The organism is Actinophytocola xinjiangensis (assembly GCF_001921215.1).
In the GTDB taxonomy this organism is placed as follows: domain Bacteria; phylum Actinomycetota; class Actinomycetes; order Mycobacteriales; family Pseudonocardiaceae; genus Actinophytocola; species Actinophytocola xinjiangensis.
In genome coordinates, this window is the sequence record NZ_MSIF01000020.1 from 69,299 (window position 1) to 84,030 (window position 14,732).

At 72.9% G+C, this 14,732-nt stretch carries 16 protein-coding genes; 7 read left to right on the forward strand and 9 right to left on the reverse strand.

The window, feature by feature from the left end; translation table 11 throughout:
• Window positions 1-43: 43 nt before the first annotated feature.
• From BLA60_RS30710 to BLA60_RS30730, 5 genes are read right to left on the reverse strand one after another with little or no spacing between them, the layout of a single operon-like run.
• Window positions 44-817 (reverse strand): ABC transporter ATP-binding protein, encoded by a 774-nt coding sequence (locus BLA60_RS30710; RefSeq protein ID WP_211288909.1) that lies wholly within the window; start codon window positions 815-817, stop codon window positions 44-46.
• Window positions 814-1,824, reverse strand: a complete 1,011-nt coding sequence (locus BLA60_RS30715; RefSeq protein ID WP_075136599.1) for a FecCD family ABC transporter permease — start codon at window positions 1,822-1,824, stop codon at window positions 814-816. Before BLA60_RS30715 ends, BLA60_RS30710 begins: the two co-directional genes overlap by 4 nt.
• Window positions 1,824-2,816 carry a FecCD family ABC transporter permease gene (locus BLA60_RS30720; protein ID WP_075136522.1) on the reverse strand — a complete coding sequence of 331 codons (993 nt, stop codon included), beginning with the start codon at window positions 2,814-2,816 and terminating at the stop codon, window positions 1,824-1,826. The genes BLA60_RS30715 and BLA60_RS30720 overlap by 1 nt, the downstream gene beginning before the upstream one ends.
• Window positions 2,803-3,609 (reverse strand): siderophore-interacting protein, encoded by an 807-nt coding sequence (locus BLA60_RS30725; protein WP_075136523.1) that lies wholly within the window; start codon window positions 3,607-3,609, stop codon window positions 2,803-2,805. Before BLA60_RS30725 ends, BLA60_RS30720 begins: the two co-directional genes overlap by 14 nt.
• Window positions 3,606-4,595 carry an ABC transporter substrate-binding protein gene (locus BLA60_RS30730; RefSeq protein ID WP_075136524.1) on the reverse strand — a complete coding sequence of 330 codons (990 nt, stop codon included), beginning with the start codon at window positions 4,593-4,595 and terminating at the stop codon, window positions 3,606-3,608. The genes BLA60_RS30725 and BLA60_RS30730 overlap by 4 nt, the downstream gene beginning before the upstream one ends.
• A 113-nt stretch (window positions 4,596-4,708) precedes the next feature.
• Between BLA60_RS30730 and BLA60_RS30735 the strand changes: the two genes are divergently transcribed.
• Window positions 4,709-5,494 carry a helix-turn-helix transcriptional regulator gene (locus tag BLA60_RS30735; protein ID WP_245812245.1) on the forward strand — a complete coding sequence of 262 codons (786 nt, stop codon included), beginning with the start codon at window positions 4,709-4,711 and terminating at the stop codon, window positions 5,492-5,494.
• A gap of 41 nt (window positions 5,495-5,535) precedes the next feature.
• The gene (locus BLA60_RS30740; protein ID WP_075136526.1) at window positions 5,536-6,483 is read left to right on the forward strand and encodes a helix-turn-helix domain-containing protein; all 948 of its coding nucleotides are present in this window, start codon (window positions 5,536-5,538) and stop codon (window positions 6,481-6,483) included.
• A 10-nt stretch (window positions 6,484-6,493) separates the two neighbouring features.
• On the opposite strand, the gene BLA60_RS30745 is transcribed toward BLA60_RS30740, so the two are convergent.
• The 3 genes from BLA60_RS30745 to BLA60_RS30755 are packed head-to-tail and all read right to left on the reverse strand — an operon-like array spanning window position 6,494 to window position 9,941.
• Window positions 6,494-7,471, reverse strand: a complete 978-nt coding sequence (locus BLA60_RS30745) for a formylglycine-generating enzyme family protein (protein WP_245812247.1) — start codon at window positions 7,469-7,471, stop codon at window positions 6,494-6,496.
• Window positions 7,468-8,400, reverse strand: a complete 933-nt coding sequence (locus BLA60_RS30750) for an HAD family hydrolase (protein ID WP_075136527.1) — start codon at window positions 8,398-8,400, stop codon at window positions 7,468-7,470. The genes BLA60_RS30745 and BLA60_RS30750 overlap by 4 nt, the downstream gene beginning before the upstream one ends.
• On the reverse strand, window positions 8,397-9,941 hold the full coding sequence (locus tag BLA60_RS30755) for an arylsulfatase (RefSeq protein ID WP_075136528.1): 1,545 nt from the start codon (window positions 9,939-9,941) through the stop codon (window positions 8,397-8,399). The genes BLA60_RS30750 and BLA60_RS30755 overlap by 4 nt, the downstream gene beginning before the upstream one ends.
• 173 nt (window positions 9,942-10,114) lie before the next feature.
• Between BLA60_RS30755 and BLA60_RS30760 the strand changes: the two genes are divergently transcribed.
• The 4 genes from BLA60_RS30760 to BLA60_RS30775 are packed head-to-tail and all read left to right on the forward strand — an operon-like array spanning window position 10,115 to window position 13,628.
• On the forward strand, window positions 10,115-10,414 hold the full coding sequence (locus BLA60_RS30760; protein ID WP_075136529.1) for a hypothetical protein: 300 nt from the start codon (window positions 10,115-10,117) through the stop codon (window positions 10,412-10,414).
• A gap of 16 nt (window positions 10,415-10,430) precedes the next feature.
• Entirely contained in the window at window positions 10,431-11,783 is a 1,353-nt protein-coding gene (locus BLA60_RS30765; protein ID WP_075136530.1) for a putative T7SS-secreted protein, read from the forward strand.
• A gap of 15 nt (window positions 11,784-11,798) precedes the next feature.
• Window positions 11,799-12,287, forward strand: coding sequence for a hypothetical protein (locus BLA60_RS30770; RefSeq protein WP_084735469.1), 489 nt, complete (start codon window positions 11,799-11,801; stop codon window positions 12,285-12,287).
• A gap of 9 nt (window positions 12,288-12,296) precedes the next feature.
• A complete protein-coding gene (locus tag BLA60_RS30775; protein ID WP_075136532.1) occupies window positions 12,297-13,628 on the forward strand; it encodes a lyase family protein in 1,332 nt (443 codons plus the stop codon).
• Here the strand turns inward: BLA60_RS30775 and BLA60_RS30780 are convergent.
• A complete protein-coding gene (locus BLA60_RS30780) occupies window positions 13,604-13,993 on the reverse strand; it encodes a hypothetical protein (RefSeq protein ID WP_075136533.1) in 390 nt (129 codons plus the stop codon). The two genes, BLA60_RS30775 and BLA60_RS30780, sit on opposite strands and share 25 nt — an antisense overlap.
• Window positions 13,994-14,122: 129 nt before the next feature.
• Between BLA60_RS30780 and BLA60_RS30785 the strand changes: the two genes are divergently transcribed.
• The gene (locus tag BLA60_RS30785; RefSeq protein WP_075136534.1) at window positions 14,123-14,716 is read left to right on the forward strand and encodes an HD domain-containing protein; all 594 of its coding nucleotides are present in this window, start codon (window positions 14,123-14,125) and stop codon (window positions 14,714-14,716) included.
• The last annotated feature ends 16 nt before the right edge of the window (window positions 14,717-14,732 follow it).

The window sequence follows — 14,732 nt, forward strand, 5'->3', positions numbered from 1 at the left end:
AAACCGGCCCGCCAGGCACCGCGCGCTGCGCTCGCGGTTTGCCTCAACCGGCCGCCGGCACGATCATCGGCGTCCCGGCGACCGGATCCGGCACCACGACACAGTCCAGGTCGAACACCGCACCGACCAGCTCCGCGTCCACCACGTCGGCCGGCGCGCCCTCGGCGACCACCTGACCGTCGCGCATCGCCACCAGGTGGTCGGCGAACCGGCACGCCTGGTTGAGGTCGTGCAGCACGGCCACGACCGTGCGGCCCTGCTCGCGCAGCCGGCGCAGCAGCCGCAGCAGCTGGAACTGATGGGTGATGTCGAGAAAGGTTGTCGGTTCGTCCAGCAGCAGGTACCGGGTCTGCTGGGCGAGGACCATCGCCACCCACACCCGCTGCCGCTGACCGCCGGACAGCTCGCGCACGGGCCGGTCGGCCAGTTCGGCCACCCCGGCCAGCTCCATCGTCTCGGCCACCACGGCCTCGTCACCGGCCGACCAGCTCGACAGCAGCGACTGGTGCGGGTATCGGCCACGCGCGACGAGCTGACCGGCGGTGATCGAGTCCGGCGCGCTCAGGCCCTGCGGCAGGAACCCGAGCGTGTGCGCCACGGCCCTGGTCCGCCACCCGGCCAGGTCCCGGCCGTCGAGCACCACCGAGCCCTCCGCCGGGGCCAGCAGCCGCACCAGCGCCCGCAGCAGCGTGGACTTCCCGCACGCGTTCGGCCCGACGATCGCGGTGAACGCCCCCTCCGGCACCTCCAGGTCCAGCCCGCTGGCCACCACCCGACTCCCGTAGGCCAACGTCAGCCCCCGCGCGGACAGACTCACGACCGTCGCACCTCCTTGACCAGCAACCACAACAGGTACGCGCCGCCAACCGCGGTGGTCACCACGCCCACCGGCAGCGCCACCGGCGCGAACAGCGACTGGGCGACCAGGTCGGCCCCCAACAGCAGCACCGCGCCGGTCAGCGCCGCCGGCAGCAGGGCCTCACCGTCGGCCCTGGCCAGGCGGCGGGCGATGTGCGGGGCGGCGAGCGCGACGAACACGATCGGCCCGCAGATCGCGGTGACCGTCGCCGTAGCGCCAACACCGGCCAGCAGCGCCAGCACCCGCAGCCGGCCGAGGCGCACGCCGGTGGTCACCGCCAGTTCGTCGCCCAGCCCGGCCTGGCGCATCGCGCCGGAGAGCACGGCCAGCAGACCGGCCAGCACGCCGATGACCAGGAACGGCAGCCGCACGTCGGCCCAGTCCAGTCCGTTGAGCGAGCCGGTGCTCCACGACCCGGCGGCCATCGCCACCTCCAGCTCGGCCCGCAGCACCAGCCACTGGTTGACCGCGGTCAGCACCGCGTGCGTGGCGATCCCGACGACCACCAGCAGCATCCGGTCCAGGCCAGAGCGCAGCGACAGCAGGTAGACCACCGCCGCGGTGAGCACCCCGCCGGCCAGCGGCGCCACGGTGAGGTGGGTGGCGCTCCCGCCGGCGACGGTCAGCACCAGCAGCGCCCCGGTGTAGGCGCCGGCGTCCAGGCCGAGGACGTCCGGGCTGCCCAGCGGGTTGCGGGTCAGGTGTTGGAGCACCGCGCCGCCCAGGGCCAGCGCCGCGCCGAACACCAGCGCCGCGACCACCCTCGGCAGCCGCCACTGGGTGATCACCAGGACCTGGTCGCCGCGACCGGTCAGGGCGGCGAGCACCTCGCCCGGCGGGGACCAGGTGGCGCCCCGGGCGAGGCCGGTGAACGCGAGCGCGACGGCCAGCACCGCGAGCACGACGGTCACCGTCAGCGCCCGGCGACCGACCCTGGCCGAGAACCGGCCGGCGCGCAGCACGATCACGGGACCAGCACCCCCGGACGGCGGACCACCGCGATCAGCACCAGCCCGCCGAGCACGGCGGTCACGATCGCCACCGGCACCTCGCCGGTCGCCAGCAGCACCCGCGAGCCGATGTCGGACACCAGCACCAGCACCGGCCCGAGCACCGCCGAGAACGCCACCAGCCAGCCGACCGTGCCACCGGCCAGCCGGCGCGCCAGGTGCGGCACGATCAACCCGACGAACGCGATCGGCCCGGCCACCGCCGTCGCCGCGCCGGCCAGCACGGTCACCGTGGCCAGCGACCCGAGCTTGGTCGCCGTCACCCGCGCGCCGAGCGTGCGGGCCACGTCCTCGCCCAGCGCCAGCGCCGAGAGCGGGCGGGCCAGCAGCAGCGCGCCGGCCAGCGCGGCGGCGATCACCACCAGCGGCACGACCTGCGGCAGCTGTTCGCGGCCGGCCAGCGAGCCGACCGCCCAGAACCGGAACCGGTCGAACGCGTCGGGCATCGTCAGCCGCATCGCCAGCGAGATCCCGGAGAGCAGGAAGGTGAGCGCGACCCCGGCGAGCAGCAGCCGCAGCGGCGAGGTCCGCCCGACGGCCTGCACCGCCAGCGAGGCCACCGCCGCGCCCAGCACCGCCGCCACCAGCTGGGAGTACTGCGAGCCGGTCAGTCCGAGCACGGTGCCGAGGGTGATGGCGAAGCTCGCGCCGGCGGTCACCCCGAGGATCCCCGGCTCGGCGACCGGGTTGCGGGTGGTGGTCTGGACCAGCGCGCCGGCCACGGCGAGCGCAGCGCCGACGGCGACCCCGAGCACCATCCTGGGCACCCGCACGTCCCGCACGATCAGCAGCGTCTCCCGCGCCACCCCGCCGTGCGGCGCGACCAGCGCCTGCCACACCTGCCCCGGCGCGATGGCCTGGGCGCCGAACCCCATGCTCACCACCGCGACCGCCACGAGCAGCACGAGCGCGCCGGCCAGCAGCGCGCCCCGGCTACTCCCGCTCAAGGGCGACGACTCCGCGCTTCCAGTAGCCGGTGACCGAGGACAGCTCCCGTGGCCAGCGGCGCAGCGGCCGGATGTCGCCGGCCTCGCCGGCGGCGAACAGGAACGTGCCGGCCGGCGCGTCGAGCGCGGCGACCGCGTCGGCCAGCCGGGAGGACCCGCCGTCGCGGACCAGCCGCACGACCTCCAGTCCGTCCCGCTCCGGCAGCGGGTAGTCGTGCTCGGCGAGCACGTCGGTCTCCACCACCAGGTGCACCGGCGGGCCGGCCGGCGCGTCCTCCAGCCAGCGCGCGGCGGCCGGCAGCCCGGTGGCGTCCACGGCGAGCACGTACCGGTCGTGGGTGTAGCGGAACGCGTGCCCGCCCGGCGGCCCGGCGACGGTCACCCGGTCACCGGGCGCCAGCGCGTCCAGCCACTCCGAGGCCAGCCCGCCGGCGTGCCGCACGACGTCGAGCACCAGGGTGTCACCGGTGTGCCGGCGGATGGTGTAGTCGCGGCCCCGGGGGTGCGGGTGCGGCCAGTCGAGCATCTGCCGGTCGTTGGGCACCGGCGCGCGCATCGTGCCGTCCTCGTCGGGCAGCACGATCTTGACGTGGTCGTCGGCCTGGTAGGTGTGCAGCGCGGTCAGCTCGGCACCGCGCAGGGTCAGCCGCAGCATGCGCGGGGTCAGGTCCTCGCGGGCGGCGACCGGGACGGTCCGCACGCCGATCGGGTAGGCGAAGCGGACCGGGCCGACACCGGTGCGCTGGTGCTCGGCGACCCGCTCGGGGAAGTCGGGGTGGACGACGCGGCTCATCGGTCCATCAGCGGCGCGAGCGCCTCGTCCAGGGAGTCGAGGGTGCGCAGCGCGGCGTCGTAGGTCGCGGCCTGGGTGTGCATCACGGGCAACGCCAGGCCGGCCTTCACCGCCGGCAGCTCGGCCCACAGCGGCGAGTCGAGCACGTACTGGACCGACGGGCCGGGCGAGCCGTCCGGTTCGAGGGTGTAGGTGATCACGTCGGCCTCGCCGAGGCTGGCCGACAGCTCCTCGATCGCGGGGGTCTCCGACACCGCGGCCGAGCCCGGGCCCTTCTCCTTGACCTCGCCGTAGTACTCGACGCCGACGTCCTGGGCGATGTTGGTGCCCCAGGAGCCGGCGAACTCACGCTGGAAGGTGCCGGCCGACACGTCGCCGTAGCCGCCGACGTGGCCGAAGGACAGTCCACTCAGCGCCTCGGCGTAGGTGTCCTTCAGCTCGGCCGCCTTCTGCTCGTAGGTGGCCTTCAGCGCCTGGAGCTCGTCGAGCCGCCCGGCGGCGTCGGCCTGCCTGGCCGACAGCTCCCGCCACTGACGCGGCTCGTTGGGGCCGATGGCGACGACCGGGGCCAGGGTCTCCAGCCGCGCGAGGTCGATGTCGGCGAGCACCGGTTTGGGCACGCCGATGACGATGAGGTCGGGGTCGACGTTGGCGATGGCCTCGTAGTTGGTCTCCGCGGCGACGTCGCCGGCGATCTTGTCCAGCTCGTCGTAGGTGGCGCGGTCCTGCTCGTTCATCGTCGTCAGGCCCCGGCTCCAGGTGGAGATGCCCACCAGGGGCGCGTCGACCTCGATGAGCGCCGGGACGGCGTAGCCGGTGGCGACCACCCGCTTCGGGTCGACGGGAATGGTGATCTCGCCGTTGTCCGCGGTGAACACGCGGGTCTCACCGGAGGACTCGGCCGACTCGGCGGCGCCGCACCCGGAGGCGAGCACGACCGTGGCGGCCAGCGCGCCGACCAGACGCACGGGGAAACGGACGGACATCGACAGACTTCCTTCATCACGGGAAACAGGGGATCGCGCACCGCGTCGTCGCAGGTAGCGGGGTTTAGGTTAGCCTTACCATCCCCTGTGGAATGTCGATGAGAGGTCACCTGATGCGGCTCACAGGCCACTCCGGACAGGATCCGGTGCGCTGCGAGGAGTACGCCTACGGGCTGGGCAGCCCCGGCGGGATCCTGGTGCTCGCCTACCGGTGCGCCGGCCGGGTCGACTTCGGCGAGCGCCGCGAGGACTTCCTGCACCAGCTGTACTGGTCCCCCGACGGTGTGCTGTCGACCGTCGGCGGGTTCGTCGCGCCGAGGGAGGCGCTGTGGGTGCGGCGCGCGGTCACCCACGAGGTGGCCGTCGCCGGCGGGCAGGCGGTGTACCGGGTGTGCCTGCGCGAGGTGCCGCCGGCGCTGGTGGGCCTGCGCACCGGGGCGGTGTCGGTGTCCCCGGAGGCGGCGCGGGCGCTGGTCTCGATCGCCAGCGCCGGGGTCGCCGAGGCCGACGCGCTCGCCGCCCGGGAACGGCTCATGGCCGGGCTGGCGGCCTCGACCCACGAGTTCGTCGACCACCACGCCGTGGGGGCCGGGTTCGCCATGACGATCGCCAGGGCGTTGACCCGCGACCCCGGCGACCCGACCCTGCTCGACGAGTGGGCCGCCCGGCTGCACGCCAGCGTCAAGACCGTGCAGCGCGACTTCGAGCGCGAGTTCGGCATGTCGTACTCGCGGTGGCGCACGCTGACCAGGCTGCGGGCCGCCCGCGCGCTGCTGGAACTGCATCCGGTGCACCAGGTCGCCTCGCGGGTCGGCTACGCCACGTCCTCGGCGTTCGTCGCGGCCTTCGCCAAGGAGTTCGGCCACACACCAGGTGGTCGGGTGCGGGTTCGGCCGTAAGGTCCTCCCTGTCCACCCTGGACGGTCGCGGGAGGTGGCGCATGCTGGCGGAACTCGGGGCGAGCCAGGAGGAGGACCAGGTCTACGGCCAACTGGTGACGCTGGTGTCGGCCAGCGAGGCCGAGCTGGCCGAGACGACGGGGCTGTCCGGCGAGCAGGTGCGGGCCGCGCTGGCCGGGCTGATCGAACGCGGCCTGGCGACCCGCACCCCGGACTCGCCGGTGCGGTTCGTCGCCGCGTCGCCGAGCGTGGTGGAGTCGCTGATCGCCGAACGGATCCGCTCGCTGCGCGCCGCGCAGACCGTGCTGGACCGGCTGGCCACCCAGTACCGGGCCAACACCCTGGCCAGGGTGGCGACCGGGGTGTTCGAGATCGTGCGGGGCCTGGACGAACTGCGTGACTGCTCGATCGGGCTGCTGCGCTCGGCCAAGGCCGAGGTGATCAACATGGTCAAGCCGCCGGTGATCGCGGTGCGGACGAACGAACGCGTCCGCCCGGCGAACGCCACCCGGGGCCGGTTGATCTTCGAGACCAGGGCGTTGGAGGAGCCGGGCAACCTCGCCGTGCTCCAGCAGGACCTGCGCCCGCAGGACGAGGCAAGGGTGCACACGAAGCTGCCGGTCAAGATGCTGGCGGTCGACCGGCGGATGGCCCTGGTGCCGATCGCGCAGGACGACACCACCCCGGTCGGCGTCCTCGTCCGGGAAAGCGCGGTCCTGGACGCCCTGCTGGCCCTGTTCGAGCACGTCTGGGCCACCGCCGTCCCGATGCGGGTGGACGAGGGCGCCGGTCCGTCGACGGTCCTGTCCCCCGACGACCGGCTGCTGCTGTCGATGCTGCTGGCCGGCCTGACCGACGAGGCGATCGCCGCGCACCGGGGCACGAGCGTGCGGACCGTGCAGCGCAAGGTGCGCTCGCTGATGGCGGTGGCGCACGTGCGCACCCGCATGCAACTGGCGTGGGAGGCGGCCAAGCAGGGCTGGATGTGACAGGTCGCCCTCAGCTGACCCGCACGACCAGGCGCAGACCGAGATGGCAGGTCGCCGTGTCCACGGCGTGGGCCATCCTGGCCGCCGGCCGGTAGCGCCGGCAGTAGTTCGGCGCGCACAGGAACGACCCGCCCTTGAGCACCTTCCGAGGCACCGCCGGGCCAGGAGCCTCGGTGTCCACACTGGACCGCGCGGCCGAACAGCAGGACTCCTGGGCGGCGCCGTGCGCGCCGTACCAGTCCGACGTCCACTCCCACACGTTGCCGATCATGTCGTACAGGCCGTACCCGTTGGGCGGGTACGAGCCGACCGGTGCCGTGCCGACGTGCCCGTCCTCGCCGGTGTCCCGGTACGGGAACCGGCCCTGCCAGGTGTTGGCCAGCCACCGCCCGCCCGGGGTGAGTTCCGCGCCCCACGCGTACGGCTCACCGTCCAGCCCACCGCGCGCGGCCCGTTCCCACTCGGCCTCGGTCGGGATCGACTTGCCGGCCCAGGCCGCGTAGGCCGACGCGTCCTCCCACGCCAGGTGCACGACCGGATGGCCCGCCAGCCGGCGCACCGAACTGCCCGGCCCCTGCGGACGGCGCCAGTGCGCGCCGGGGACGTAGGTCCACCAGTTGTGGATGTCGCCGAGGTCGACCGGCCGGTCGGGCGCGCGGAACACCACCGACGACGGGAGGAGTTTGTCCGGTTCGGCGTCCGGGTAGTCCGCCGGGTCCGGCGCCCGCTCGGCCACCGTGACGTGCCCGGTCTCCTTGACGAACCGGGCGAACTCACGGTTGGTCACCGTGTGCCGGTCCATCCAGAAACCGGCCACGGTGGCGTCGTGGACCGGGGCCTCCTCCGGGTAGTGGTCGGCCGAGCCCATGGCGAACGTGCCGCCGGGAACCCAGACCATGTCCTCGGTGGCGGCCACGGTGGCGGTCATATCCCTGGTCATGTCCCTGGTCAGGTCGCTGGTCAGGTCGCTGGTCAGGTCGCTGGTCATGGCGTCTCGGCGAACACCGTCGACCAGTCGTCCCGGACGCTGATCACCGGCCAGCCCCGCTTCGCCGCCTCGTCCAGGGCCTGCTCGGAGCCGGCGGTGTAGGCGAACTCGCGGTCGGCGTCGTCGTGGCGGACCAGCATCCGCAGCGCCGGCAGGTCGCGCCCGCCGGTGAAGCGCAGCATCGGCAGGTCGCCGTTGGCGTTGCCGACCGACAGGATCGGGCGCTGGCCGGTGCGGCTCCAGATCCGCACCGGCTTGACCGGGCCGTCGTCGAAGAAGTCCGGGCGGGACTCGTAGACGACCGCGCCGCCGTGGTCGTCCTCCTCGTAGCGCAGGGCGTTCGAGCTGCCGATCACCCGTTCGGGCGGGATGCCGTACATCGGGTTGCTGATCACCCGCATGAAGTCCCGGTCGCCGGCCGAGGCGATGTAGCAGGTGAAGTCGTGGTCGGCGAGGTAGCCCAGCAGCTCGACCATCGGCAGAAAACCGCAATCCCGGTAGTCGCGGTCCAGGCTGGGATGCCGGGCGTGGTCGAGGAACACCGTCGCGCGGTCGACGTACTCCTCGACCGGCATGCCGTCGAACGCCTTGAGCAGCCCGCCGATCAGCACCTTCACCCCGCTGTCGTCACCCTGGTAGTGATCGGTGACGACCTTGCCCAGCCAGGCGTGGTCACCCTCGTGGGCGGCCTTCCACGGTTGCTGGTCACGCAGTGTCGGGTCCTGGTCGGCCATGGCGGCCAGGCGCTGGAGGATGAACCCCAGCTCCACCGGCATGGGTTTCTCCGTCCACAGGGTGCCGTCGTTGTCCAGCACGGCCACCCGCCGCTCGACCGGCACGTGCCGGGGCCCGTCCCCGCTCACCGCCTCGACGAACTCGACGATCGCCGCGCGGGTCGGGGTGTCGCGCCACGACGCGAGCGCGGTCATCGGCCGGAGGTGATGGCGGCTTCCAGCTTGGCCATCGCCTGGTCGACGGTGAAGGTCGCCGCCTTCTGCCGGGGCGGGAACTCGCGGAAGGTCTCCAGGAACCGCGAGGTCAGCGCCTGGGCACCGAAGATCATGAAGTCGTTGTCCAGCAACCAGTCGTAGTAGGTGTTGGACGTGACGTCGGCGCGCTCGAACGGGTCGGTGCGCAGGTTGAACAGCTTGGGCACGCGCAGCGACACGAACGGCTCGGCCCACAGCCGCAGCGTTCCCGGCGCCCGCTGTTCCATGAACACGACCTTCCAGTTGTCGAACCGGATGGCCAGCAGGTCGCCGTCGTCGGAGAAGTACATGAAGCCCGGCCGTGGGCTGCTGCGTTCCTCGCCCAGCAGGTAGGGCAGCAGGTTGTAGCCGTCGATGTGCACGTGGAAGGTCTGGTCGCCGACCTTGTGCCCCGCGCGCAGCTTGTCCATGATGTCCGGTTCGCCGGCGGCGGCGAGGAACGTCGGCAGCCAGTCGTGGTGGCCGACGATCTCGTTGCTGACGGTGTTCGGCGCGATCTTCCCCGGCCAGCGGATCAGCTGCGGCACCCGGAAGGCGCCCTCCCAGTTGGTGTTCTTCTCCGACCGGAACGGGGTCATGCCGCCGTCGGGCCAGGTGTTCATGTGCGGGCCGTTGTCGGTCGAGTACACGACGATCGTGTTCTCGGCGATCCCGAGCCGGTCCAGCTGGTCGAGCAGCGCGCCGACGATCTTGTCGTGGTCGATCATCGTGTCGTGGTAGGGAGACTGCCAGCGGCCGGCCTGCCCGAGGCTCTCCGGCTTGGGGTGGGTCCGCAGGTGCATGTGGGTGGTGTTGAACCACAGGAAGAACGGGGTCTTCGCCTTGGCCTGCCGGTCGATGAAGTCGGTGGCGTGCTCCAGGATCTCGTCGTCGATGGTCTCCATCCGCTTCTTCGTCAGCGGACCGGTGTCCTCGATGCGCTGGCGGCCGACGCGGCCGTAGCGGCCGTGCTCGGTCGGGTCGTCCTCGTCGGTGGCCCAGCTGTGCAGCACGCCCCGGGGCCGCGCCTGTTCGTTGAACCGCGGGAAGTCCTCGCGGGACGGGTAGTTCGGCGATTCCGGCTCCTCCTCGGCGTTGAGGTGGTACAGGTTGCCGAAGAACTCGTCGAAGCCGTGCACCGTCGGCAGGAACTGGTTGAGGTCGCCGAGGTGGTTCTTGCCGAACTGCCCGGTCGCGTAGCCGAGCGGTTTGAGCAGCTGGGCGATCGTGGGGTCCTCGGCGCGCAGCCCGACGTCGGCGCCCGGCATCCCCACCTTGGACAGTCCGGTGCGGAACACGCTCTGGCCGGTGATGAACGACGACCGGCCGGCGGTGCAGCTCTGTTCACCGTAGGAGTCGGTGAAGCGCATGCCCTCGCGCGCGATGCGGTCGATGTTCGGCGTGCGGTACCCCATCAGGCCGTCGCTGTAGCAGCTCAGGTTGGTGATACCGATGTCGTCGCCCCAGATGACCAGGATGTTCGGCTTCGCACTGGCTGTCATGACAGCACCATCCACAAGGGATTTTCCGCCGGCCTCATCCGATCCGGGTGAGATTGTGGGGTGATCACCTGACAGGCCCGGTGGGGCGCTGGTTATAGTTTCGCCGCCGCGGCCCCCTGCCTCGGCCGCCGTCCTGGGGGACCACACTTCAGCCAGCAAAGGGGACAACGGGGATGCCCGACGGTTACGACGTCGATCCACAGGTACTGACCAGCAGCGCGACCGAGATCCTGGAGTGCCTGGACCCGCTGGCCGAGCTGCGCCTGGACAGCATCTGCGGCAGCGACGCGCAGGCCTACGGCCACGACGACCTGTTCGCGGCGTTCGGCGAGTTCTGCGTGACCTGGCAGCTCGCGACCTCGGTGCTCGGCTCCCGCTCGATGTCGGCCGCCGGCATGCTCGGCGCCGCCGCCGAGTCCTACGCCCAGTCCGAAGTGGACAGCGTGCAGGCGCTCGCCGGCGCCACGGAGTGACGGGGAGCGACCGGACATGGCAGCAGAGCTGGGCGAGACGACCGACCGAACGGCGCTGGTCCCCGGATCACCGGAAACCGTGCACGGGGCGGCCAGCACCCTCACCACCCGTGGCGCCACCCTGGAGGCGATCGGCGAGGCCATCGGCCGGGTGGACACCCCCGGCTGGTTCGGCGAGGCGTGCAGCGCCTTCTGGGACACCTTCGGCCAGGAGAAGGCCAACTGGTTCACCGCGGCCGACGCGCTGACCTCGGCCGGAACCACCCTGACCGGTTACGCCGAGACCCTGAGCTGGGCCCAGGACCAGGCGCAGGAGGCCATCGACCTGTGGGAACAGGGCGAGGCGGCCACCGCCACGGCCAGAACCAGCTACAACGAGACCCTGGCCGAGTACCGGAGCATGGGCTTACCGGACACCGAGCTGGCGCCCTTCGACGACCCGGGCACGGCCAAGCGCACCGAGGCCCAGACGATCCTCACCGAGGCCCGCACGACCCTGGTCGAGGCCGGCGACTCGGCCGCGGCGGCGTTACGCGCGGGAGCCGGCGGCGAGGCTGGCGCCCCGGAGTGGCTGGCCACCGCCAGCCAGGTCGCCCAGGACGCGATCGACGAGTTCGGCCTGAGCGTCACCCAGGACTCCTGGGACATCGGCGACGACGGCCCGGTCGGCGACGACGACATGCGGCAGTGGGGCGACGACACCGGCGACGACGACGACCAGAACAAGGGCCCGAACTGGAGCGTCGCACTGTGGGAGGCCGGCGCGGACGTGGCCCTGTGGGAGGCCAACGCCGAGGGTGAGATCCAGCTGGGCGACGCCACCCTGTCGGGCAGCGCGGGTGTGCAGTTCCTCAGCGCGGAGGCCGGCGCGGAGTTCTCCATCGGCTCCGACGGGCTCACCATGGGCGCCAACGCCGGGGCCTACCTGCTCCAGGCCAACGCCGAGGGCTCGATCCAGTACGGCATCCTGGAGGCCGGCGCGTCCGGCGAGGTGATGGTCGGCGCCGAGGCGTCCGGCGACCTGTCGATCGGTGCCGACGGCCTGCACGCCGGCGGCGAGGCGTTCGCCGGCGCGAAGGCCGAGGGCACGCTGTCCGGCGACGTCGGCGGGGTCGGCGGCGCGATCACCGGCGAGGCGTGGGCCGGCGTTGGCGTCGCCGCCGACCTGGACATCGGCATGGAAGACGGCAAGTTCGTGATCGGCGGTGAGCTGGGCGCGGCGATCGGCGTCGGCGGCTCGATCTCGCCGGAGATCACCATCGACCCGGGCGAGGTCGTCGACACGGTGTCCGACGCGGCCGACGCGGTCGGCGACATCGCCGGCGACGTTGGCGACTGGGCGGGCGACACGTTCGGAGGGTTGTTCTAGGCTATGGCACCGACCATGACACTTCCGGTTCCGATCTCGTTCGAGCTGCCGAACGGCTGGTTCCCGGCCGACCCCGCCGAGGCGGGCGCGCCGGGGATGCTGTTCGTCGCCAAGCACCCGTCCTCGTCGATGGGTCCGGACCGGGTCTCCACCAACATCAGCATCAGCGGCTACCGCCGCGACGGCGTCGACCCGGCGACCATCGCCGACGAGTCCCTGGAGCGGCTGCGCACCGGCGCGACCGTCGAGGTGATCAAGCGGACGCCGGCCGGGTCGTCGCGCGCCCCGGGCTTCACCCAGCTGCTGGGCCTGGTCGTCAACGACAACGGCCGCGAGGTGCGGCTGCTCCAGCAGCAGGTCTACCTGTCGATGCCCGACGTCGACGACCCGCACAAACGGGCGACGGTGGAGTTCATGTTCACCTGCGCGCCGAGGCGCTACCAGGAGCTGATCGGCGACTTCGTCCAGTTCCTGCGGACGGTGACGCCGGTGACCCGGCGGTAGGGTGCCGTGATGGACACCGGCCTGCTCACCCCGGTGTGGGCCGCGACGGCGTCGTCGTTCGACGACCGCGCCTGGCTCGCGGCGATGCTCGACGTCGAGGTGGCGCTGGCCAGGGCCCAGTCCCGGCTGGGGGTCGTTCCGGCGCCGGCGGCGCAGGCCATCGCCTCGGCCGCCGACCCTGACGCGTTCGACCTGTCGGCGCTGGCCGTGGCCGCCCGCGACGCCGCCAACCCGGTCGTCCCGCTGGTCAAGGCCCTGACCGACCGGGTCGCCCCGGCGGCCGCCGAGTACGTCCACCGGGGCGCCACCAGCCAGGACGTCCTCGACTCGGCCGCCATGCTGCTGGCCACCCGGGCGGTCGCCACCGCCGGGGCGGACCTGACCCGCACCGCCGACGCCCTGGCGGAGCTGACCGCGCGGCACGCCGGGACCCTGATGGCCGGGCGCACCCTGACCCAGCACGCCGTGCCGGTCACGTTCGGTCTCAAGGCGGCCGGCTGGCTGATGCTGGCCCTGGACGCCCGGGATCGCCTGCGCGCCCTGCGTCTGCCGGCGCAGCTGGGCGGCGCGGCCGGGACGCTCGCGTCCTACGTCGAGTACGCCGGTCGCGACCCCGCCCACGGCCCGGCGCTGCTGGCCGCCTTCGCCGCCGAGCTGGGCCTGGCCGAGCCGGTCGTCCCGTGGCACACGGTGCGCACCCCGGTGGCCGACCTGGCCGCCGCCACGTCGTTCACCGTGGCGGCGCTGGGCAAGATCGCCCTGGACGTGCAGGTGTTGTCCCGCACGGAGATCGCGGAGGTGGCCGAGCCGGCGGCCGCCGGGCGGGGCGCGTCGTCGGCCATGCCGCACAAGCGCAACCCGGCGCTGGCCACGATGATCGTCGCGGCGGCCCGCCAGGTCCCGGCGCACGCCACGGTCCTGCTCGGGTCGGTGCTCGCCGAGGACGAACGGCCGGCCGGCGCCTGGCAGGCCGAGTGGCACCCGCTGCGCGAGTCCCTGCGGCTGACCACGGGCGCGGCGGCGACGGCCGTGCGGCTGCTGTCCGGTCTGGAGGTCTTCCCCGACCGGATGCGCGCCAACCTGACCCTCACCGGCGGCGCGGTCCTCGCCGAGCGCCTGGCCGCCGCCCTGACCCCGGGGTTGGGCCGGGCGGCGGCCAAACAGCTGGTCGCCAGGGCGTCGGCGACCCCCGGTGTGTCGTTCGCGCAGGCCCTGGCGGCCGAGCTGACGTCGGTCGAGGTCGACCTGCCGGCGCTGCTGGACCCCACCGGCTATCTCGGCGCCACTCCCGAGCTGATCGCCAGGGCGCTGGCCCGTCACCCCGCGCGGGTCGAGCCCTGATCGCGGCGGCGCAGCCGGACGGGGACGCGGTCGCCGGGCACCCCGAACCCCGACGGCACGACCAGCAGGGGCTGGTGGTGGTGGCCGGTCGGCTCGGCGAGCGTCAGCAGCGCCCGCAGTGTCCACACCGGACTGGCGACGTACCACCAGCTGACCAGCGCCGGCGCGAGGACGTCCGTGCCGGCGCCGGTCGGCACCCGGTAGGCGTGCGCGCTCTCGTCGCCGGTCAGGACGACGACGTCCGCGCACCCGGGGTGTTCGAACACGCCGGCGAGCACCTCGGGCCCGTACCGGTCGGCGCGGAACAGGTGCCAGGTGAACCCGCGACGGCCCACCTCCGACAGCAACGCGTCCAGCTCGCTCATGGCCACTCCGGGTGGTCGTGTCGGTCTCCTTCTCCCGAGTGAACGTGGCGGCGGCGCGGGCCGGCAGATCGCGCCCCGTCCACGTTGCGTTGGCTAATGCCTGGTCACGCGCCTGGCTAAGGTGGTGAGATGTCCCCGGATCTGTCGCGCCGCGCCATGACCGACTCCGGCGAGCTGGACCTGCGGCCGTTGCCGCCCGGGGTCGAGGTGCTGTTGACCGACGTGCGGGCCGCACCCCGGCTGGTCGCGCACCTGCGCGCGGTGCACGACGTGGCCTGCCAGCTGACCGAGTGGATCCGGCGACACCACCCGGGCGTGGCGTTCGACCGGGCGGCGGTGGAGTTCGGCGCGGCCGTGCACGACATCGGCAAGGTCGAGCACCTCGACGAGTTGTCCGGCCCCGGCTCGGCCCACGAGCACGCCGGGTACGAGCTGTTGCTGGCCCGTGGCGTCGAGGAACCCCTGGCGCGCTTCGCCAGGACCCACGCGTCGTGGACCGCCGCCGGCGTGGGGGTCGAGGACCTGCTGGTCAGCCTGGCCGACAAGGTGTGGAAGGCCAAGCGGGTGCCCGAACTGGAGCACCTGATCACCGAACACCTGGCGACGGCCAACGGTCAGCCGACCTGGGAGGTCTTCATGTCCCTGGACGACGAACTCGACCGGATCGCGGCGGACGCCGATCGCAGACTGGCCTTCCAGGCGAGCTTTCCGATCACGCCGTGAGCCCGGTCAGATCGTG